This window comes from Hahella sp. CR1 (genome assembly GCF_029813005.1).
In the GTDB taxonomy this organism is placed as follows: Bacteria; Pseudomonadota; Gammaproteobacteria; order Pseudomonadales; family Oleiphilaceae; genus Hahella.
This window is the reverse complement of sequence record NZ_JAPELK010000001.1, coordinates 958517-977980: the sequence shown is the minus strand read 5'-3', so window position 1 is coordinate 977980 and position 19464 is coordinate 958517. Positions and strand designations below refer to the sequence as shown.

At 56.3% G+C, this 19464-nt stretch carries 17 protein-coding genes; 7 read left to right on the top strand and 10 right to left on the bottom strand.

Annotation, left to right across the window (positions count from 1 at the left end):
• Positions 1-2: 2 nt before the first annotated feature.
• Complete coding sequence (gene cobN / locus ONV78_RS04385; protein WP_279501415.1) at positions 3-3818, top strand: cobaltochelatase subunit CobN; 3816 nt, start codon at positions 3-5, stop codon at positions 3816-3818.
• Positions 3819-3855: 37 nt separating this feature from the next.
• On the opposite strand, the gene ONV78_RS04380 is transcribed toward cobN, so the two are convergent.
• Together ONV78_RS04380 and ONV78_RS04375 are read right to left on the bottom strand one after the other, a co-directional pair.
• Positions 3856-4293, bottom strand: coding sequence for a GNAT family N-acetyltransferase (locus ONV78_RS04380; RefSeq protein ID WP_216739332.1), 438 nt, complete (start codon positions 4291-4293; stop codon positions 3856-3858).
• A gap of 206 nt (positions 4294-4499) precedes the next feature.
• Positions 4500-5132, bottom strand: coding sequence for a YitT family protein (locus ONV78_RS04375; protein WP_279501413.1), 633 nt, complete (start codon positions 5130-5132; stop codon positions 4500-4502).
• Between the two features lie 296 nt (positions 5133-5428).
• Here ONV78_RS04375 and ONV78_RS04370 point away from each other — a divergent pair, with 296 nt between their 5' ends.
• Positions 5429-5938 carry a YbaK/EbsC family protein gene (locus ONV78_RS04370; protein ID WP_279501410.1) on the top strand — a complete coding sequence of 170 codons (510 nt, stop codon included), beginning with the start codon at positions 5429-5431 and terminating at the stop codon, positions 5936-5938.
• Positions 5939-5953: 15 nt separating this feature from the next.
• Here the strand turns inward: ONV78_RS04370 and ONV78_RS04365 are convergent, their stop codons facing one another.
• From ONV78_RS04365 to ONV78_RS04350, 4 genes are all read right to left on the bottom strand, one after another.
• A complete protein-coding gene (locus tag ONV78_RS04365; RefSeq protein ID WP_279501409.1) occupies positions 5954-6628 on the bottom strand; it encodes a hypothetical protein in 675 nt (224 codons plus the stop codon).
• Between the two features lie 201 nt (positions 6629-6829).
• Positions 6830-7318 carry a GNAT family N-acetyltransferase gene (locus tag ONV78_RS04360; RefSeq protein WP_127973954.1) on the bottom strand — a complete coding sequence of 163 codons (489 nt, stop codon included), beginning with the start codon at positions 7316-7318 and terminating at the stop codon, positions 6830-6832.
• A 163-nt stretch (positions 7319-7481) separates the two neighbouring features.
• Positions 7482-7967, bottom strand: a complete 486-nt coding sequence (locus ONV78_RS04355; RefSeq protein WP_216739327.1) for a hypothetical protein — start codon at positions 7965-7967, stop codon at positions 7482-7484.
• Between the two features lie 352 nt (positions 7968-8319).
• Entirely contained in the window at positions 8320-9339 is a 1020-nt protein-coding gene (locus tag ONV78_RS04350) for a zinc-binding alcohol dehydrogenase family protein (RefSeq protein ID WP_279501405.1), read from the bottom strand.
• 118 nt (positions 9340-9457) lie between these two features.
• Between ONV78_RS04350 and ONV78_RS04345 the strand changes: the two genes are divergently transcribed.
• Both ONV78_RS04345 and ONV78_RS04340 read left to right on the top strand, forming a co-directional pair.
• Positions 9458-10363 carry a LysR family transcriptional regulator gene (locus tag ONV78_RS04345; protein WP_216739325.1) on the top strand — a complete coding sequence of 302 codons (906 nt, stop codon included), beginning with the start codon at positions 9458-9460 and terminating at the stop codon, positions 10361-10363.
• A 236-nt stretch (positions 10364-10599) separates the two neighbouring features.
• Positions 10600-12330 carry a BamA/TamA family outer membrane protein gene (locus ONV78_RS04340; protein WP_279501402.1) on the top strand — a complete coding sequence of 577 codons (1731 nt, stop codon included), beginning with the start codon at positions 10600-10602 and terminating at the stop codon, positions 12328-12330.
• A gap of 6 nt (positions 12331-12336) precedes the next feature.
• Here ONV78_RS04340 and ONV78_RS04335 read toward each other — a convergent pair whose 3' ends face one another.
• Positions 12337-14307: a PhoX family phosphatase gene (locus ONV78_RS04335; RefSeq protein ID WP_279501400.1), complete on the bottom strand. Its 1971-nt coding sequence runs from the start codon at positions 14305-14307 to the stop codon at positions 12337-12339.
• Positions 14308-14680: 373 nt separating this feature from the next.
• On the opposite strand from ONV78_RS04335, the gene ONV78_RS04330 reads away from it, so the two are divergent.
• Positions 14681-15520 (top strand): type IV toxin-antitoxin system AbiEi family antitoxin, encoded by an 840-nt coding sequence (locus ONV78_RS04330; RefSeq protein ID WP_279501398.1) that lies wholly within the window; start codon positions 14681-14683, stop codon positions 15518-15520.
• Between the two features lie 8 nt (positions 15521-15528).
• Positions 15529-16443, top strand: coding sequence for a nucleotidyl transferase AbiEii/AbiGii toxin family protein (locus ONV78_RS04325; RefSeq protein ID WP_279501396.1), 915 nt, complete (start codon positions 15529-15531; stop codon positions 16441-16443).
• A 136-nt stretch (positions 16444-16579) separates the two neighbouring features.
• On the opposite strand, the gene ONV78_RS04320 is transcribed toward ONV78_RS04325, so the two are convergent.
• Together ONV78_RS04320 and ONV78_RS04315 are read right to left on the bottom strand one after the other, a co-directional pair.
• Positions 16580-17356, bottom strand: coding sequence for a hypothetical protein (locus ONV78_RS04320; protein ID WP_279501394.1), 777 nt, complete (start codon positions 17354-17356; stop codon positions 16580-16582).
• Between the two features lie 3 nt (positions 17357-17359).
• On the bottom strand, positions 17360-17815 hold the full coding sequence (locus tag ONV78_RS04315; RefSeq protein ID WP_279501392.1) for a hypothetical protein: 456 nt from the start codon (positions 17813-17815) through the stop codon (positions 17360-17362).
• Between the two features lie 362 nt (positions 17816-18177).
• Here ONV78_RS04315 and ONV78_RS04310 point away from each other — a divergent pair, with 362 nt between their 5' ends.
• On the top strand, positions 18178-18678 hold the full coding sequence (locus ONV78_RS04310; RefSeq protein ID WP_279501390.1) for a hypothetical protein: 501 nt from the start codon (positions 18178-18180) through the stop codon (positions 18676-18678).
• Positions 18679-18796: 118 nt separating this feature from the next.
• On the opposite strand, the gene ONV78_RS04305 is transcribed toward ONV78_RS04310, so the two are convergent.
• On the bottom strand, positions 18797-19453 hold the full coding sequence (locus tag ONV78_RS04305; RefSeq protein WP_279501389.1) for an SGNH/GDSL hydrolase family protein: 657 nt from the start codon (positions 19451-19453) through the stop codon (positions 18797-18799).
• Positions 19454-19464 lie beyond the last annotated feature (11 nt).

Here is a 19464-nt window from a genome sequence, read left to right as displayed (position 1 = left end):
CCATGCATCTGCTGGCGGCGCAACCAGGCGGTTTCAATGACGGCGAAGGGATCGTCGATCTGCAACAAACGCCAGCGGATCTGGTGATTCTCACCGCGGCGGACGGCGCGCTTGCGCTGCTCGCCCAGGTGGCGGAGACGCTGCCGGATGATTATCCCAGCCTGCGGCTCGCCAACTGGATGCACCTGAGCAAACCAGCGGCGTTCGACCTCTATCGGGACCAGGTGCTGGACCACGCCAAAGTCGTGGTGCTGTCGCTGCTTGGCGGCGCGTCTTATTGGCCCTATGGACTGGAGCAATTGCAGGACTGGGCGCGGCGTCCCGGACGCACATTGATTGTGGTTCCTGGCGATGACAGCGAAGACCAGCAACTGCTGAACGGCGGCAACGTCGACGCCGCCTGCGCTCATCGCGTCTGGCGCTATTTGCGGGAAGGCGGACGCGGCAACAGTGAGCAGCTGTTTCGCTATCTTGCGACCACTTTTTTCGATTGGAACCTGCCTTGGCTTGAGCCGCAGGTTATCCCGCGCACGTTGATCTATCATCCGCACATCGCCGACGCCACCCTGCAGGACTGGCGCGATGAGTGGCGCGCAGACCAGCCCACCGCACTGCTGCTGTTCTATCGCAGCCACCTGCAGGAAGCCAATACCGCCATGTTCGACGGGCTGATTCGCGTACTGCAGGAACAGGGTTTGAACCCGCTGCCGCTGGCGGTAGCCTCCCTGAAAGAGGCCGCCTGTCTGGAAACGGTAGATCTGCTGTGCCAGCACAGCGCGGCTACAGTGATTCTCAACACCACCGCTTTCGCGCTGCAAAACACCGGCAACGCCTCTCTCTCATCAACGCCCACTGACTATACCCATCCACTGAGTGTCGACGTCCCTATTTTGCAGGTGATTCTGGCTTCCAGCAGTGAAGTGGACTGGCGCGAGCAAAGCGGCGGCCTGCGTTCCCGGGATATCGCCATGCATATCGCCCTGCCGGAACTGGACGGCCGGGTCATCACCCGCGCAGTGGGATTCAAAGACTCCGATCACTACAGCGAACGCTGTCAGCTGAATGTGGTGCGCTACGCGTTACAGGAAGAGCGCGCCCGCTTCGTCGCCGAACTGGCGCTGCGCTGGAGTCGTCTGAGCGCCAAGCCCAACGCCCACAAACGTATCGCCCTGGTGCTGGCCAACTACCCCACCCGGGACGGCCGCATAGGCAACGGCGTTGGCCTGGATACGCCACGCTCCACATTAAACCTGTTGCGTGGCCTGCAGGCGGCGGGATACCCGGTGTCGGATATTCCGGAAAACTCCGCTGCGCTGATCGAACTGTTGCAGTCATCCATCACCAATAATCCAGATACCCTTGAACTACTGCCTTGCCATCAAAGCATGGCCCTGGCGGATTACGAAACCTGCTTCAATCGCCTGCCGGAGAGCTGTCGACAGACTGTACTGGAGCGCTGGGGCGCGCCGCAGCAAGATCCGAAATGTCGCGCCGGCAGGTTGATGCTGTCCGGCGTCCGCTTGGGGGAAACCTTCGTCGGCATTCAACCTGCGCGGGGCTATAACATGGATCTCGCCGCTAATTACCATGATCCCGACCTGATCCCGCCTCACAGCTATCTGGCCTTCTACTTCTGGCTGCGCCACGCCTACGAAGTCGACGCCATCGTGCATGTGGGCAAACACGGCAATCTGGAATGGCTGCCGGGCAAGGGCGTGGCCCTGTCGGAGCAGTGCTGGCCGGATATCGCCCTTGGCCCCATGCCGCATATCTACCCTTTTATCGTCAATGATCCCGGCGAAGGCGCGCAAGCCAAGCGCCGCGCCCAGGCGGTGATCATCGATCACCTGATGCCGCCCATGACCCGGGCGGAAGTCTATGGCGAACTGGCGGAGCTGGAGCGCATGGTGGACGAGTATTATCAGGCCATGGGTCTGGATGCGCGTCGAGAGAATCACCTGCGCCGTGAAATTCTGCAGAAAGCCCGCAGCGCCAACGTGCTGGCGGAGCTGTCGCAAGCTGGCGCGGAACCGGACGACGACGCCGTGCTGCAGGAACTGGACACCTACCTCTGCGACATCAAAGAGGCGCAGATCCGCGATGGTCTGCATTGCTTGGGGGAACTGCCGGAACCTGCACAGATGCGCGACACTCTGACGGCGCTGGTGCGACTGCCTCGTGGCGAACAGCCTGATGATCGCGGCCTATTGCATGCGCTGGCGGCGGATATGCAGATGTCCGTCAACGGCGATGCCCCATTCGATCCCCTGCAACCGCAAGCCCGCCTCTGGCTGGGCGCACGGCCGCAGCCTCTGGTTGCGCTGCTGGAGTCAGTCTGGCGGACGGAACAGCATACGCGGGAACGACTGGAATTGTATGCGCAACAACTGGTTGAGCAATATGTTCTGAGTGATGCGCCGATAACCGCGCTGCGGGACAGCCTGCCCGGCGCCTCAGTCCTGCTCGCCTATCTGCAAACCGTACTGAAGCCTGCGTTGCAGCGTAGCGCCGACAACGAGATTCAACACAGTCTGCGCGCGCTGGCGGGACGCTTCGTGCCACCCGGCCCCAGCGGCGCGCCCACCCGCGGACGTCTGGATACGCTCCCTACTGGACGTAATTTCTATGCCGTGGACAGCCGCGCGATTCCGTCCAAAACCGCCTGGGAGCTGGGTCAGGCGTCGGCGGAGCAAGTGGTGCTGCGCCACCTGCAAGAGCATGGCGATTATCCCAGGCAAATCGGGCTGTCGGTCTGGGGCACCGCCACCATGCGCACTGGCGGCGACGATATCGCGCAAGCCTTCGCCCTGATGGGCGTGAAACCGGTGTGGGCGCCTGGCTCTCATCGTGTGGTGGATTTCGAAATCATCCCCGCGTTCTATCTGAACCGTCCCCGCGTGGACGTGACGCTACGGGTGTCCGGTTTCTTTCGCGACGCGTTCCCCAATGTCATCAAATTGTTCGACGCCGCCGTGCAAAAACTGGCGGAGCTGGAGGAGCCCGGCGACAGCAATCTCATTCAGCGCCATATCCGGGAACGGGAGGCGCAACTGACCGCCGCCGGCGCGTCAGCGCAAGAAGCCAGACGACAAGCGGGTTTCCGCGTCTTTGGCAGCAAACCTGGCGCATACGGAGCCGGGCTTCAGGGCCTGATCGACGAGCGTTGCTGGGAAACGCCAAACGATCTCGCCCGCGCCTACGTGCAATGGGGCGGCTACGCTTACGGTCAAAATGAGACGGGAGAAGAGGCCTTCGGCGCGTTCAGCTACCGCCTCGGCCAGTTGGAAGTGGTGATGCAAAATCAGGATAACCGGGAGCACGACATCCTGGATTCCGACGATTACTACCAATTCCAGGGCGGCATGACCAACGCGGTCAGCGTGCTGCGGGGCGATGCCCCCAGCGTCTATCTCAACGATCACAGCAACCCCTCTGCGCCGAAAATACGCACGCTGAAAGAGGAGCTTAACCGGGTCATTCGCTCACGGGTGACCAATCCCAAATGGATCGCCGCCATGCAGCGACACTCTTACAAAGGCGCTTTCGAAATGGCCGCCAGCGTTGACTACCTGTTCGCCTATGACGCCACCACAGGGTTGGTGGACGATTACCAATACGCCAATGTCAGCGACGCCCTCGCCTTCGACGCCGCCAATCAGGCCTTTATGCGCGAACACAATCCACAGGCGTTGCAGGAAATGGCGGAACGTCTGTTGGAAGCGATGCAGCGTGGGCTCTGGCGGGAGCCAGGGGATTATCGGGAGCGTATGGAAGCGCTGATATTGGAGCTGGATGAGCAGGCGGAGGGAAGTCTGTGAGCAGCAGGCGCATCTACGCGCCTGCCGGATTAATCACTTAGTCGACCTTTTTTTCCATCAAAATCAGATTGTCTTTCCTGTCGATCAGGGCGAAGCCGTGACGACGGTACAGATTTTTTGATGGATTACAGACGAAGGTTTTCAGGCGGACGGAGGGCAATTCGCGCACCCAGGCGGCGGTGAACGCTCTTTGGATGGCCTGGCTGCCAACGCCGAGATTGCGGTAGGCGGGCAGTACGTGCATGTCGCGCACGATGCAGGCTTCTTCGTCAAACGCCAGACGCAACACCCCGACTTTCTCTTCACGATAAAAAATATCGTAATTTTCGTGGTCGCCCCAGTATTTCGAAACCCGCTCCGGCGTCCACTCCACTTCATACTTGTTGAAGTACTCCGCCATACTCTCGCGGATCACCCGCTCGGCGAAGGATTTGTCATCGGATTCTCGGAAGTATACGTCCGTGTTGGCGTTCATAGGGACAAAATACTAGTGTTGTTGCGGTTAATGGGCCGCCGATAATAGCTTTTCTGCGCCTGCAACGCCACTACCCCAGGCTCAGAGCCCTGAAAATTAAAGGGGAAAGCGGCTTTTTATCATCTTTACGGTCTAAAACATCATCGCCAATCTAGACTCTAAGACCTAATACCTGAACATCGTTTATACAATCAAGATTGCAAGAATCATCTGACTCCCAGCTCGACACGAGACGATTCGCACTCTTCAGCTTCCACTCTCCGCAGCTGATCCCGCTTGTGATAACGCCCCACCACCCAGCTCAGCACCACAAATCCCATCAGGGACCACAACAGCTCCCAGCCATTGAACACCCAGGCGCCGACGAGAGCGACCAGACAGTCCGCTGCAAACAGGGTCTGCCCCGCCTGCAGGTCGTAACGATGCTCGGCCCAGACCGCGACAATATTCACCCCGCCCAGGGAAGCGCCATGACGCATGATCCAGGTCAGCCCCGCGCCAATCAGGCCGCCAGCGATCAACGCCGCCAACCATTGTGGCGTGGCCTGTAATGCAATCGACGCCATCAGCGCATCGCTCAACAGACTGACAAAAGCGATAGCAGCCAAAGACTTAAAGGTGAAGGAGCGCCCCAAGGTAAGCCACGAAAGCACAAAGAAGGGGCAATTCAGCAGAAAAAACAAGCCGCCGAAACTCAGGGGAATCCAGTGTTCGATGATCAGCGCCCACCCGGCGACGCCGCTGACCAGCAAATGCGAACTGTTGAGAAAAACCAGCCCTAAGGCTACGAGGGCGCAGCCCTCAACGATTGCCAGACCTTTACGCCACTGCACGGACATCTACTGCTCCTGTATGTATGTGAGGATCGCTCAATACGCCGCCGCGTCGATGCCGGGATCGCCGGCGCTGGCGCGGGTTGAATCAAAGGGGGCTTACAGCAATATCCGGACCAGCGCCAGGTTTCGCATCCAGGCCAGATCCAAACGCTTAACAAGTACAAAAAACGATCAACGCAAAGCCTTAAGAGCTATAATTTAAGAATCCGGCGGACAAATAGCTTTCTCACTATTTATCCGCCTGCGCCTGCTCAGTCAGGCGCTGCCTGTGCGTTAAAAAGATGTAGGAGGGCGAGAAAATGTCTATTGCCTACCGAGTCAGACAGTACCTCAACAATCAACAGATCTCCTATGACGTCACCCACCATGTTTATAGCGAAGGCGCAGTACAGACCGCCATCGCCGCCCATGTGCCTTTTAAGAACATGGCCAAGGCCGTGGTGATGGAGGATCATGAAGGCCGCCATCTGATGGCGGTGCTTCCCGCTATCAACAAAGTGCAGATGAGAAAGCTGGGCTCTCTCGTGCAGCGAGGCTTGAAGCTGGCGGATGAGAAGTCCCTGTCTTCCCTGTTCGACGATTGTTCCCTCGGCGCCATTCCCGCCGTCGGGCTGGCCTATCAGATGGAAACCATCGTCGACGACGAGCTGCTGCGTTCAGCGGAGTTATATCTGGAGGCGGGTGATCATCGGGATCTGATTCATATGAATCATCAGCAATTCGAAACGCTGGTGCGGGACTGCAAACATGGCGACTTCAGTGCGCCTATTGGCAGCCCCTCCGCTTTTCACATGTTCGGACGTTGGTGAACGCCGCGCGGGCGCTTAATCCTGCAGCCAGATCAACTGGTAAGAGCGCCCGTCCGTCTCATAGGCCAGCACGATAAAATCTCCTTCCTTGGTGACCTTCACAGGCGTTTCCTGCTGCGTCAACATGGCCGGCCCGACACCGCCTTCCATATCCAGCATCCAGTTGGAGCCGTCAAAATACAGCAGGCCGCTGCCAGTGTAGATATCACGCAAGCCCTGGTCATCGTAGGCGTTGAGCTCCACGAAGATCTGGTATTGGTCGACCTTGAGCGCGTATAGATCCATTCCGCCCACAAGATGCATTTGTTTGTTGTCGCGGGAATAACTCATGAGTTCATAACCGCCCGCCGTTAATAACGACGTTTTCGCTTGAATGGAAACCTGCGGCTGACTTTCCGACTGCGCCACGTCGGCGATTTTGTTGGAGGCGTCAGACATGCTCTCGATCCCCGCCGCCGGCGCCGGTAACTGGTTGAAGCCATATTGAGTGTTGTTGGTCAGTCGTGGAGCTAGCGCCATCCCGACACCCGCCAGCAACAAAACCACGGTGGGCGCGTTGAAGTTCGCGTAGATGCCCGTCTGCCGCGCTTCCGCGCCATGATTGGCGAGCTTGCCCCCGAAGAACAAAACGACGCCGCTCAACACCAGCAACACGCTGGCGATGGTGATGACAGCATTGAGAGTTTCCATAATCCTCAGCCTTTATATTGTTATTGTCGCGTCGGCGCCGTTCAGGAACACATCATCGCCTGTCAGGCGTCAGACAATTCGCCACTGATAGAGACTCTTGGTGATGTCTTATAAATTAGTCCTTTTTGTGACACAGTTCAAAAAATAATCACATAGAAGGCCAATAACGACACAAAGACGCGGGAAACGGTTACGAAGGGATTACAAAGACGCGCTGATTGCAGAGACCTGATCGATCAACGCAATCTGGAACAAAGGCAGCTTACGGCCAGGGAAACGGGTGGAGTCGGAGTAGCCGATCAGAATGGCGCCAAAGGTTTCGTAAAACCCGGCGGCGTTGGGATCGCCCTGAATCATCATCAGGTGATAACCAGATTGATAGGCCCACAGCACCGCATGCTCCATCAGAGCGCGACCGACGCCCTGACGCATATAGTCCGGGCGCACGAACAACGCATCCATCTCAGTACACACCGGGGACAGCGCGCGCAAAGAATAGAAACCGGCGATTTCGCCGCTGCGGGCGACCGCCGTATATACCGTGTGTCGGGACATGTAGTCTTCGGAATAGGTCAATTCCGCGCGGCAGGCGTCCATAAACGCCTGGGAGTAGCCCCAGACCGCCTTGCTTTCCATGGCGATCTCACTCAATACAACACACTCTTCCGAGAAGGCTCGCCTAATCTTCATTGCCGATACTTCACACCAAACCTTGGCGAATCGTTAGCAAAACAAGCCCCAAGCCGGCCCGTCCGCAGGAAGACGGAGCGGAACGGACCGGCGCAGGCAACTCTTTAATAATTCGGAATTTTTTTGAGGGGACCCTATAGTGACACATCCGGGCCCCGGAGTCTTAACAATATTTATGCTTATTTCGCAATCCCGCCGTCAGCGTGGCGAATCCGGCCAACCCCATCAGCGCCAAAGTAGATGGCTGCGGAACATAGGTCACCGGACCATTGTGATCAATCACCCACAGATTGCCGCCCAAATGCGAGAACAACCAGCGAATGGAGGCGACGTCTGACAACAGCAATGTGAACCAATACGGTTTGACCACCGGTTCGGCGCCAATGAAACGCGGCGCCCGCGCCTCCACCTGAAACATTTCCTGCACGTAGGCGTCCAGCCAGTCATCCGCCTCTCTCGACGCTTGCGCCTGACGCGGCTCATGCGGTCGATGTTCACTCACTGCAGCGCGACCTTGCTTAGCCATTTCTCCCGCCTGGATTTGCGACGGGGTCCAAGTCGCCTCTTCCGCTTCCCCGATGACGGAAGCCTGCGTCATACCAGTCAATAACAGAGCGCCCAGAAAACCAAGAAGTGTCACCTTTCGCATTAATCGTCTCCTCTTACATTCTGCGGCGCTACAACGGTTCAACAAAAACTGCTGATAAGTTTTCAAGTTTCATACCAGAAAACCTGAATAACGCGGGCAATCTGAAAAAGAAAACCAATTAGAATAATTTCTCTTTTAAAAACAATGCATTGAAAGAAAATAAAAAAGAGGAAACTACAATCAAAGCCAGCTTCGAGGCGGGAAAAGCCACGGGAAGTCCTAGGCAAGACTTACAAAACCGTTGCAATAAAGTAACTGGACTTTGCGGAAGGCCGCTGAAAACAGCGGAAACGCCCGGCTTAGCCGGGCATGGGGCGGTTGCAATACGGAAACGCCGAAGGGACCAAAAGTGTCAGAATCCCTCCAACACGATCTTGCCAATGGCGGCGTCGCTCTCAATCAGGCTGTGGGCGCGCTTCAGATTCTCCGCATTGATCTTGCCCAGATTCTGCTTCAGCGTCGTGCGCACTGCGCCTTCCTCCACCAGCTCCGCCACACGATTCAACAAGCGATGCTGTTCAATCATGTCCGCGGTTTCATAGAGCGAGCGGGTAAACATCATTTCCCAATGCAGAGACAGGCTCTTGCGCTTCAGAGGCATGATATCGATCGGCGTGGAAGGATCGTCGATCAAGGCCAGACGACCCTGCGGCGCCAGCGCCTCTACAATGCTGCTGTAATGCTTTTCTGTATGAGTCAGGCTCGCCACATGAGTCACGCTGTCTATGCCGATGCGCTGTAACTCTTCATGCAAAGGAAGACGATGGTCGATGACATGGTGCGCGCCCATGGCCAGCGCCCAATCGCGGGTTTCCTGACGCGACGCCGTGCCGATGATCACTGCGTCAGTCAGTTTGCGGGCCAACTGCAGCATGATGGAGCCCACGCCGCCTGCGGCGCCGACTACCAGTAAGCGGGCGGGACCGGCTGAATCGCTCTGCTTGCCGATCTCCAGACGTTCAAACAGCATTTCCCAGGCGGTGATCGCCGTTAAAGGCAACGCAGCCGCTTCCGCAAAGCCGATATTGGACGGCTTGCGCCCGACGATGCGCTCATCGACAAGGTGCAGTTCGCTGTTTGTGCCGGGACGGGCGATAGAGCCTGCGTAGTAGACTTCGTCGCCGGGCTTGAACAGGCTGGCCTGATCTCCCACGGCTTTCACCACACCGGAAGCATCCCAGCCGATCACCTTGTGAGCGTCTCCTTCCGCAGAAGAACTTCTGCGCACTTTGACGTCTACCGGGTTAACCGCCACCGCCTTGATCTCCACCAACAGGTCGCGGCCTTGAGGCTGCGGGTCAGGCAGGGTGATGTCCAACAGTGATTCCGGATGATCGATAGGCTGCGCTTGCAGATAACCAATAGCTTTCATGTTCGTGCTCCTGTGAAGGTGAATTCGGGGCCGTAATGCGGCGATGAGGCATTCTCTCTCATTGACTGTTAACGAAAAACAGCCTATTAGTTGTTTCTTTTTCAAATATTTTTTGAAAATGTCCTCTATCAACGATCTTACCGTTTTTCACCAGACAGCTTTGCACGGCAGCCTCACCGCCGCCGCCCGCGAGCTGGATATGACCCCCGCCGCCGCCAGCGCCGCCATCAAGCGCCTGGAGCAGAGCCTGGACACCGCCCTGTTCGTGCGCTCCACCCGCAGCCTGCGCCTTACCAGCGAGGGGGAGAGTTACCTGCTTCACTGCCGCGCGGCGTTGAACGCCCTGGATGCGGGGCGCCGGGAGTTACTGGCGAAGAAAGGCGAAATCAGCGGGACTCTGCGCATCTCTGCATCTTCAGATTTTGGGCGCAATCTATTGATGCCCTGGCTGGACGAGTTTCAGGCGCAATACCCCAATCTCGTGCTGCGCCTGGAGCTGACGGACCGGGTGGCGGACATCAATCGGGAAAACGTGGATATCGCCCTGCGCTATGGCGCGCCGCCGGACTCCAACCATGTCGCCTTCAATATCGTGAACACCCGGCGCATCATCTGCGGTTCGCCAGCGTATTTCGAACGCCATGGCGATCCATTGACGCCGCAGGATCTGCGCCACCATAACTGCCTGCTGTATCTGGTGGATGAGCGCGCCTATGACCAGTGGGGGTTTCACGACGGCGACCAGCGCATCAGCGTCAACGTCAAGGGTGACCGCATCAGCAACGACGCCGAAGCCGTCCACCGCTGGGCCGTCGCCGGCGTCGGTCTGGCCAATAAGTCCATGCTCGACATGAGCGACGACCTGCTCCATGGCCGCGTGCGCGCCACCCTGAGCCAATACGCCTGCGCGGAAATCAGCATGTATCTGGTGTGTCCAGGGAAGAAACAGGTGACGCCCGCCGCGCTTTTGTTGCGGGACTTTTTACGGGAGAAATGTTCTGCGGCGTTGGCGGCGGTGGAATAGGCGTGTTCCTACTCCTGATTCGGCTTTACGCTCTGGGAAGCCCTTCGACAGGCTCAGGGCGAACGGAGTGGTGGCGTGAATAAGACAAACGTGCAGTATTCTAAGGTCCGCTCGGTATTCAGAAGTACGCTCAGTTATCAGACGATAAAGTTGAGGCTCCATCTTGCTGCATAAACCGCTAAGCTTATAAATAAAAAACCGCTTATCAATCAGGACTTCCTCTCGATGGATACGCAATGAGCCCAATCTCCCCTCGCCGACCATTCCGCTGGCTCGTCGCCCTTGCGTCGGGTTGCTGCGCCGAACTCGCCTGGGCCGAGCAGGAAGCGGCGTTGAGCTGTCAGTATGCGGAAATCCAGCCCGGCGAGGTGGACTTCGATAACCCTCGCGAACAGCTAAGGCAGGAGCTGGGGTTAGCCATCCCGGAGGATGCGCAGATTGGCGAGGTCTATGTCTTCAATCGGGAGATTTTTGACGCCACTGACCCGGAAGAAGATCACTGGATTTACCGCACCGCCAACGCTTTACATATCCGCACCCGTGAAGAAGCCGCCCGTTACCAGCTTCTGTTCAAAAGCGGCGATCCCTACGACCCGCATGTCCTGCAGCAAAGCGAGCGCGCTCTGCGCGATAAATCCTACCTGTACAACGCCTGGGTGCGGCCCTTTCGCGTGTGCGGGCGAGTCGTGGATGTCGCCGTGGTCACCCGGGACTTATGGACATTACTGCCTGCGCTGGGTTTCAGTCGTAGCGGCGGCGAGAACACCACCATACTGGGCCTGACCGACGAGAACTTTCTGGGGTATGGCAAGCGTCTGGCGTTCAGCCACAAGAAAGATGAATCCCGCACCGGTTTTACCGTCGATTATCAGGACCCCAACCTGCTGGGCTCCCGCTGGACGTCCCAGTTAACGCTTTCGGAAAACAGCGACGGTTACCGCCGCGCCGCCCAGTTTGTGCGACCCTTCTATAAAGTCGGGGCCAACTGGTCCGGCGGCGTCGCCTACAACCGCGAGCAACTGACTCAAAAACTTTATTACCGGGGCGATAGCGTCAGCGAGTTCAAGCTGCGCCTGGAGAGTTACGGCCTGTTCAGCGGACACTCCATTGGCGGCGGCGCTTTCAACGACCATCGCCTGCTTTACGGCTACGAGTACGCCCATTACGACTTCTCCGAAGAAGCGGGAGAAACGCCCCCCGATCCCTTTCCCGAGGACCGCATCCTCAGCTATCCCTGGATCGGTTATCAGTACAGTGAGGACCTTTACTTCCAGACCTACAACTTCAATCAGATCCAACAGATCGAGGATATTCCCACCGGCCTGCAGTTATATACGCGACTGGGCTGGTCGTCGGAATCGTTCGGCGCCAGCGAGGATCAGTGGGTGCTGAAAAGCGGAATCAGCCGCGCGCTGCTTGCGGAACGCCTGCAATTCGCGGATATCCAGTTCGATCAGAGCGCTTATTGGAGCCCTTCGGGGGACCGGATGGAGAATATGGTCCTGGGTCTGCAAACCCGTTACCTGCGCACCGAATCCAAGCGTAAGAACAGCTGGTACGCAGCGCTTAATCTGGCTTACAGCAAAGGCCTGACTTCAGACTTGCAGCTCACTCTTGGCGGCGATAACGGCCTGCGTGGTTATCCTTTGCGTTATCAGACGGGGGATCGCAGCTTTCTGCTCACCCTGGAGCGGCGTTACTACTCCAACTGGCATCCGTTCGAACTGTTTCGCCTGGGCGGCGCGGTCTTCGTGGATATGGGACGGGCATGGTTTCCCGGCGAGGATAACGGTCCCAACAACGGCGTCCTGCACGATGTCGGGATCGGTCTGCGCCTGACTTCCAGCCGTATCCAGGTCACGCGCGTCCTGCACTTGGATATCGCCGTCCCGTTGGACCGGGACGAAGGCGGCGGAGAGGAAATCGACGGCGTCCAGTTCCTCATCCGCGGCCGGCAGACGTTCTAGCGCGGCTTAACTGCCGATGACTCCGCCATCGTCTTTGGTGATGATGACGGTGGAAGCGCGAGGACGCGCGGAGCCGCCGTCCGGCCAGTTGCTGGTGTAGCTGCCGTCGCCGTTTTTGCTGCCCGGATGCTGGACATTGACGAACATGGTTTTCAGGTCCGGCGTCGAGGTCACGCCGGTCACTTCGCAGTCCACCACGCCGGTGAAGAAGCGACGGATCTCGCGGGTGGACGGGTCGGCCGCGAGCATCTGATCGTTGCCGAATTCTTCCGTGCCGCCGGTGTCGGTCTGAATCCACAACACGCCGCGTTTATCGAACCACAGGCCGTCCGGGCTGTTGAACTTGTTGCTGTCGTCCAGCGTCACCAGCGCCGCGCTCTCACCCGGCGTCGCCGTGCCGGCGGGACCGCCCAGCACAAAGATATCCCACTGAAATGCGGTGACGGAATCACTGTTCTCGCGCCAGCGAATGATATGGCCATACTGATTATTGGGACGTGGATTCGCCGCGTCCACCTGGTCTTCCTTACGCTTGCTGTTGTTAGTCAGCGTAAAGTACGCCTCGCCAGTCGTGGGATGCACTGCGCCCCATTCAGGACGATCCATGGGCGTGGCCCCGACTGAGTCCGCCGCGGTGCGGGCGTTGATCAGGATATCCGCCTGATCCGCGAAACCATTCGCGACAGTCAGTCCGTTTACGCCATGAGACAACTCCAGCCATTCGCCGCTGCCGTCATCGTTAAACTTCGCCACGTACAGCTTGCCGTCGTCCAGCAGCGCGCCGCTGGCGGTGTCTGCGTAATAGGCTTGATTGGACACGTACTTATAGATGTATTCGAAACGGGAGTCGTCGCCGGAATAGCAAACGATCGGCTTGCCCTCTTCCACCAGACCGAAAATGATGCCTTCATGACCGAAGCGGCCCAGAGCGGTGCGCTTCTGCGGCGTGGAGGTCGGCTCGAACGGATCGATTTCCACAATCCAGCCGTAGGTGTTGGGCTCATTGCGATAGTCGTCCACAGCGCTGGCGCCTTTGCTGGAGGCGTCGAAACGTTCGTAGACATCCACGCCCGCAACGGTGTCCCAACCATAACGGGAACGGGTTCCCACACCATAACGGGAGAGATTGCGCGGCTTGGGATCATCACTACTTTTGAAGTAACCCGCCCAATTCTCTTCACAGGCCAGATAGGTGCCCCAGGGCGTATACCCCATGGAGCAGTTGTTCAGCGTGCCCCGCGCCAGGGTTCCGTCGTTGCTGTGTTTAGTGACGGCATAATTGGTTCCGCGCACCGGTCCACGCAACTCCATGTCGGTGGCGCCGGTCACGCGACGGTTGTACTGGCTGCCGTGGACGATATCCCAAACGCCAGCGGTTTTCTTGATGTGAATAACGCTGACGCCATGGGCGGCCACTTCTTTATGTACTTCCGCTTCAGGACGGACGCCGCCGACTTCGGTCGGGCCGTCAGGGTGTAGGAAGTCCGGCTCGATGTATTCGTGATTCATCACCAGCAGGCCTTCTTCGGAGTTGGAGCCGCCCTCTTTCACATCGATGGGGAAATAGTGCATGCCGTCATGGTTCATGCCTACCTGTTGCTCCTGATCGGCGCCGGTGTTGGTTCCGTCGCCCAGATAGTCTGGCAGCGCGCCGGTCAGCGGCGTGCCCCAGGGAACAAACGGCGTCGCCGTGTAGCCAGCGGCCACTTTCACTTCATTGGCCACACTGGTGGCGATCGCGGTGAAGCCCAGCAAAGGGCCCTGGTTGTCATCAGGGTCGCCGCCGTCGTTGTCGTTGCTGCAACCGATCAGCGACATGCCCAGCATGCCCGCCAACGCGGCGCTGACGCCGCCTTTGATGACGGTGCGGCGGGCGATGCGGGTTTCAAGCACGGAAGCGAAAGGGCGGTTTCCGGAAAAGTTGGTGACTGGATCAATTCCGGAGTTGTCGAATTCGAATTTTTTTATGTCGGACATACTCAAACCTCTTCTCATCAGAGTTCACTTCAGAACGCAGTGGGCCAGAAATACCGGAAAGAGGTGACAGCATGGTTACAATTAGATTTCATTACGGGAGAGGCAGTTAGGAGCCCTTCTCGTTCGATATCGGCGATACGCCGATTTTATGACGCCCGGCTTGACTCGGGCGACATGGAAGACCTTCGCTCCGGGTAGCGCTATTGCTCTAAAACCATAGAGGTTTAACATTTCATAAATTTACGGCGATATTCGCCGTAAAAGTTAATAAGGGTAAACTCTGTATAGTTGTGTTAGTTTATAAAGCATAGAATTTACGGCGAATATCGCCGTATATTTAGCAAACTATAAACCAACAAAGAGATTTTTGGGCTTGGATAAGGGTGTTACTTTAAAGGAAAGCGTAACGAAAGGCGCCTATAAGCAATTACTTAGAACGCTCCTGCCTTATGGCATGTTAGCCACCAAGAAGTGGCTAGCGGATCAAGGCTTAAGTGCTCATGCGCTAGACAACGCTGTTAAAACCGACACTTTATTATTGTTGGCTACAGGCGTTTATAGCCAGTATTCCCGCTCTTTGAGCTGGGAAGGTGTAGTCGCCTCTATGCAGCGCATGGAAAAAAGTAAAGGGGATAACGTACCCCCTGTTGTAGTCGGTGGGCTGACAGCCCTTTCTTTGTCTGGCTTATCACAATATCTGTCATTGGGCAGTAAGCCGCATATCCATTTATACGCGCCTGGTAAGTTACCGGCGTGGCTAACACGATTGTCGCTACCTGTAGAGCTTGAAGGACACAGCACTATCAAGCTATGGCCTGAAAGCCTGTTAGCCGATAAGACTTTCATCAAAGAATATGAGTGGACAGTGGAATTGCCGCCCGTATATTTCTCATGCCCAGAGAAGGCCATATTAGAGTTGTTGACGGACTTGCCAGAGGCGCTGACGTTTGAGCATGCCGATGAGCTAATGCAGGGACTAGTAAACTTATCACCTAGAAAACTCGATATACTTTTGAAAGCCTGTAAGAGCGTAAAGGTCAAGCGGCTGTTTTTCTGGCTGGCCAAACGTCAAGCCTACCCTTGGTTTAGCAAGCTGGACGTCGAAGACTACGACCTGGGATCGGGAAAGCGCGTTGTCGCTAAAGGCGGCAAACTGGATACAGATTATCTAATCACCGTACCGTCACATATGGTAACGGTAAGTAAAAGTTAGGATCAGGGATGGATAAAAACAGTAATTATTACAAACAAGTGCAGCTATTGATGCAGGTTTTGCCATTTGTCGCCAAACAAAAATGTTTTGCGCTCAAAGGAGGTACGGCAATCAACCTCTTTGTAAGAGAACTTCCGCGCTTATCTGTTGATATTGATCTGGTCTATCTCCCCATGAAGGGCCGTGATGAGGCTTTAAAGGATATTTGTGATGCATTGGGTGCAATTAGCGCAGATCTAAAAGCAGCGTTTAAAGACATAGAGCTAACAGAAGCCTATAAATCAAAACGCGATGCGCTACGTCTGATAGTTGCGCGAAATGGCATACAAATAAAAGTCGAATTATCGCCGGTATTGCGGGGCACGGTTTACGAGCCACAACTGATGGAAGTGTGCGCTGCAGTAGAAGATGAGTTCGGCTACGTCGAAGTGCCTGTGGTGGCCCTAGCTGATCTCTATGCTGGAAAAATCTGCGCGGCATTAGACAGGCAGCACCCAAGAGATTTGTTTGATGTTAAGTGGCTCTTGGAAAATGAAGGGCTGACGGATGAAATACGAAAAGCCTTGCTTGTTTATCTATCAAGTCACAATCGACCAATAGCCGAATTGCTCAGCCCACAGTATAAGGATATATCGGCCATCTACGCAGGTGAGTTTGCAAACATGGCCGAGACGAATATTCCTCTGGAAGAGCTGTTGGCCGTTAGAGAGCGCTTGGTTGAATTGATTCATCAAGGACTAACTGAAAGCGAGAAAGGCTTTCTGCTTTCGTTTAAAAACCGTAAGCCCGATTGGGAGCTACTTAACCTGAAAGGTGTGAGTGAACTTCCAGCCATTCAGTGGAAACAGATAAATCTGGCTAAAATGCCAGATAACAAACATAACCAGGCTTTAGAGAAGCTAAAAGAAGTTTTGGGCATGTGACTTGTGGCGCCAAGACATCCAAGATTTTGCTTTCCAGCGGCTTTTTCATGGACTTCAAGCCATCCTGAAGCTCAGGCTCAAACTCTCTATTCATGCCTCAAAGAGCAGCATGCAACACAAGGCGCCGAGGCAAAAACTACTTAAGCCCGTATTTTTCCTGCAACGCCCGAATCGTCTCTGCAGGCAACGCTGACTTTTGGCTATCAAGATAGACGGCGGCTTTGTCGCGACGTTCCATGCCGACCAGGGCCTGCACAATGCGTTCGGACAGTTCGGGGTCTTTGTGCAGTTGCGGATCGCTTTCCTGCGCCGTCACGCCAGCCTGGACGACGGTGAGGTAGTCTTTGGTCTCCAGTGCGGCCTTGCTTAGCAGCACGTAGCCTTCCAGCGTCAGTTCGATCTTCAGGGAGGTCGTCACCGCCTTCACCGCGTCGTCATAGCGTCCGCTGGCGTAGTAGGACTGCGCCAGGGTCAGTGGAGGAACAGACCAGTCGGGGTAGGCGTTGATGAGTTTGTTCATCAGTGATTCCACCGCTTCGAACGCCCCCTGCTGAATGCCTATCTCGGCGATTTTTATGTAGGGCCAGCGATTGCCGGGATCGAGTTTGACGCTTTGGTTAAACGCCTGCAGCGCGGCTTCGTTTTGTTGCAAGTCCTGGTAGATTTTCCCCAGCCAGTATTCATAACGGCCGTCTGTTTCGCCCAGTTCCGGCTCCAGCGAACGCCAGTAATCCAGCGCCTGTTGCGGCGACTTGATTTCACTCAGCTTCTCCACATAGGCCAGTACTTTTTGTTGATCAACGTCTTTCTCAACGCCAAAGGTCGCCGCAGCCCACAGCAGCGCAAACAAAGCCGCTATTCCGCGCAGACAAGAGACAGCGCCGATGCGGCTCAATGTCATTCTTTTCTTCATGCACTACTCCGTTTGTAAGTTCTCCGCGTTCTGCGAGGGACGTCGCCATTCGATTGGCAACTCAGACACAGGCGTCCTCGCTTCGCTCAATGGCGCATATTCAATACGTATCCGCTCGCCTTCAACCATAATTTTGGTCGGCGCCTGGTTCTCCGCACCCTCGGGCCCTCTGTCGATATCAACATTATCAATGGCTTCGGAACTGACGCCACCGCATTGATCGTAGGCGAGTTCACCGCGATACAGCGTCAAGAACTCAAGCTTATCCGCCCACTCTGACACGACATAATAAAGCTGATAAGCGTCGCCGTTCATTTCTTTGGAACTCAGCAGGCTGTATTGATCTGGAATAAAACATTTATCCGGTTCGCGGGTCGTCCAAAGATACGCCAGCGCCGTTATCGCCAGGAGCGCCAATATAAAAATGGTCAGAGACAGGTACTTCAGAAACTTCCACACGCTTGCTTACGCCCTTTGTGTTTTATCGCGCCGGTGAGTATAGGGTTAGCGGTTTGGATCAGTCTTTACTGGGGGTCTTTGGCTCTTTGGGAGGCCCTTCGACAGGCTCAGGGCGAACGGAGGTATTTAGTGGCCCGGTGGGCGAGAGTATGTGGAGTTGGGTGTTGTATTGGATCAGTCTTTATGAGGGTCTTTGGCGCTCTGGGAGGCCCTTCGACGGGCTCAGGGCGAGCGGGGGGTGGTTTATGTCTCCCTTTATTCGCGTTTTTTTCGTCTGGGGTCAGCTGCTGGCTATTCCCCTGTTCGAATAACTTTGGCATAAAGGCGCTGGTTTTAATGGGACAGCTTATCAGGAGTCTGACTTGCACTATGTCGATATGAGTAAAGTGGTGGAAACTTCCGCTTACTTAAAAACGCTTTCACAGGATAAAGACGATTTTTCCGAGCTGCTGCGCGCGGCGGGAGATGAGCTCGCTTTCTACAATTGGTGCGAGGGGATCCTGCAGTCTTATATCGGCATGTATACGCCGGGCATTCTGGGGGTGTTTCTTTTTCAGATTCGCCCGACGCGGCCGGAGGTGGATGAATGGGTCTGGGTGATTACCGGCGATTTGCCCACGGCTTATATCACCACGGAAGACGCGCCCAATGCCGCCTGCGCTTTGGATGGCTATATCGGAGCTATGGAGGAGTGGGTGGCGGCGGTGGAGCAAGGCGAATCGGTGCAGAATCTGATTCCAGTGAATGCGCCGCCAACGCCTGAATACGCACAAGCGTTGAAGGTCAGGCTGGAGCTGCTGGATCAACATATTCTTGCTGATTATCAGGATGATCTCGCGCAAACCGGAACGGCGGAATCATAAAGCAACGTCTGGAAGTGGGGGGAGTTGACGCTCTGGAAGGCCCTTCGACGGGCTCAGGGCGAACGGGTTTATCCCGTATACCCGCCCCGCGTTCTCGCTTGAAGCGAGGCAGGTGGGCTTAGACGTAGACTCTGCTCTCTCCGGTCCCAAACGCATGCAGCGTCACAACCCGCTGAATAACCTTGGCGATTTTCTTCCCGCCTTGGGCGGAGGGTTCAATGGGGGACTTGGCGGAGTAATCTCCCACATCCTGACAAAGATTTCGCAGATCAATGACAGGGAGCCGTCTGGCGATGGCTTCCTCCAGAATAATCTCATTGAACAGCGCCAGCCCGGCCAACGCTTCCGCCCCCAGGCCCGGAGTGTTGTTGTAAACGGTGCAGACCACCAGATTCGGGCTTTTTTCCAGCAGGGCTTCCAGCATGTTGCTGTAGTTGGAGCGAAAGGCGTCGCGCTCCCGGTCCATCGCGCGCATGGCCGCGCCGACGGTGTTGACGCGGGCGTCCAGAATGTTAATCACGCTCAGGGCGTCATTGCCGCCACAGCTCACGATGACGTGAGAGGCGTCGTCGGGAAAATCCACCAGTTGCTCCGACACATCCGTGGTGATGCTGCCGTCCACCGCGATCAGGGTCACCTTCACGTCGTCCCCAACCGCCGCCTGCAATTTCTCGACAACAGAGTCGCCTTCGTCAACGTAGGATGCATTATCAAAAATGGAATCGCCGACCAGAACAATATGCACCGGCGTATTTATCGCGCTTGCTTTAGCCATAACCCTGCTCA

Coding starts and splice junctions, on each gene's coding strand:
- cobN (WP_279501415.1), top strand. CDS start 3: ATGCATCTGCTGGCGGCGCAACCAGGCGGTTTCAATGACGGCGAAGGG.
- ONV78_RS04345 (WP_216739325.1), top strand. CDS start 9,458: ATGTCCTCTATCAACGATCTTACCGTTTTTCACCAGACAGCTTTGCAC.
- ONV78_RS04350 (WP_279501405.1), bottom strand. CDS start 9,339: ATGAAAGCTATTGGTTATCTGCAAGCGCAGCCTATCGATCATCCGGAA.
- ONV78_RS04305 (WP_279501389.1), bottom strand. CDS start 19,453: ATGGCTAAAGCAAGCGCGATAAATACGCCGGTGCATATTGTTCTGGTC.
- ONV78_RS04380 (WP_216739332.1), bottom strand. CDS start 4,293: ATGAACGCCAACACGGACGTATACTTCCGAGAATCCGATGACAAATCC.
- ONV78_RS04325 (WP_279501396.1), top strand. CDS start 15,529: ATGGATAAAAACAGTAATTATTACAAACAAGTGCAGCTATTGATGCAG.
- ONV78_RS04365 (WP_279501409.1), bottom strand. CDS start 6,628: ATGGAAACTCTCAATGCTGTCATCACCATCGCCAGCGTGTTGCTGGTG.
- ONV78_RS04375 (WP_279501413.1), bottom strand. CDS start 5,132: ATGTCCGTGCAGTGGCGTAAAGGTCTGGCAATCGTTGAGGGCTGCGCC.
- ONV78_RS04360 (WP_127973954.1), bottom strand. CDS start 7,318: ATGAAGATTAGGCGAGCCTTCTCGGAAGAGTGTGTTGTATTGAGTGAG.
- ONV78_RS04370 (WP_279501410.1), top strand. CDS start 5,429: ATGTCTATTGCCTACCGAGTCAGACAGTACCTCAACAATCAACAGATC.
- ONV78_RS04355 (WP_216739327.1), bottom strand. CDS start 7,967: ATGCGAAAGGTGACACTTCTTGGTTTTCTGGGCGCTCTGTTATTGACT.
- ONV78_RS04320 (WP_279501394.1), bottom strand. CDS start 17,356: ATGAAGAAAAGAATGACATTGAGCCGCATCGGCGCTGTCTCTTGTCTG.
- ONV78_RS04335 (WP_279501400.1), bottom strand. CDS start 14,307: ATGTCCGACATAAAAAAATTCGAATTCGACAACTCCGGAATTGATCCA.
- ONV78_RS04340 (WP_279501402.1), top strand. CDS start 10,600: ATGAGCCCAATCTCCCCTCGCCGACCATTCCGCTGGCTCGTCGCCCTT.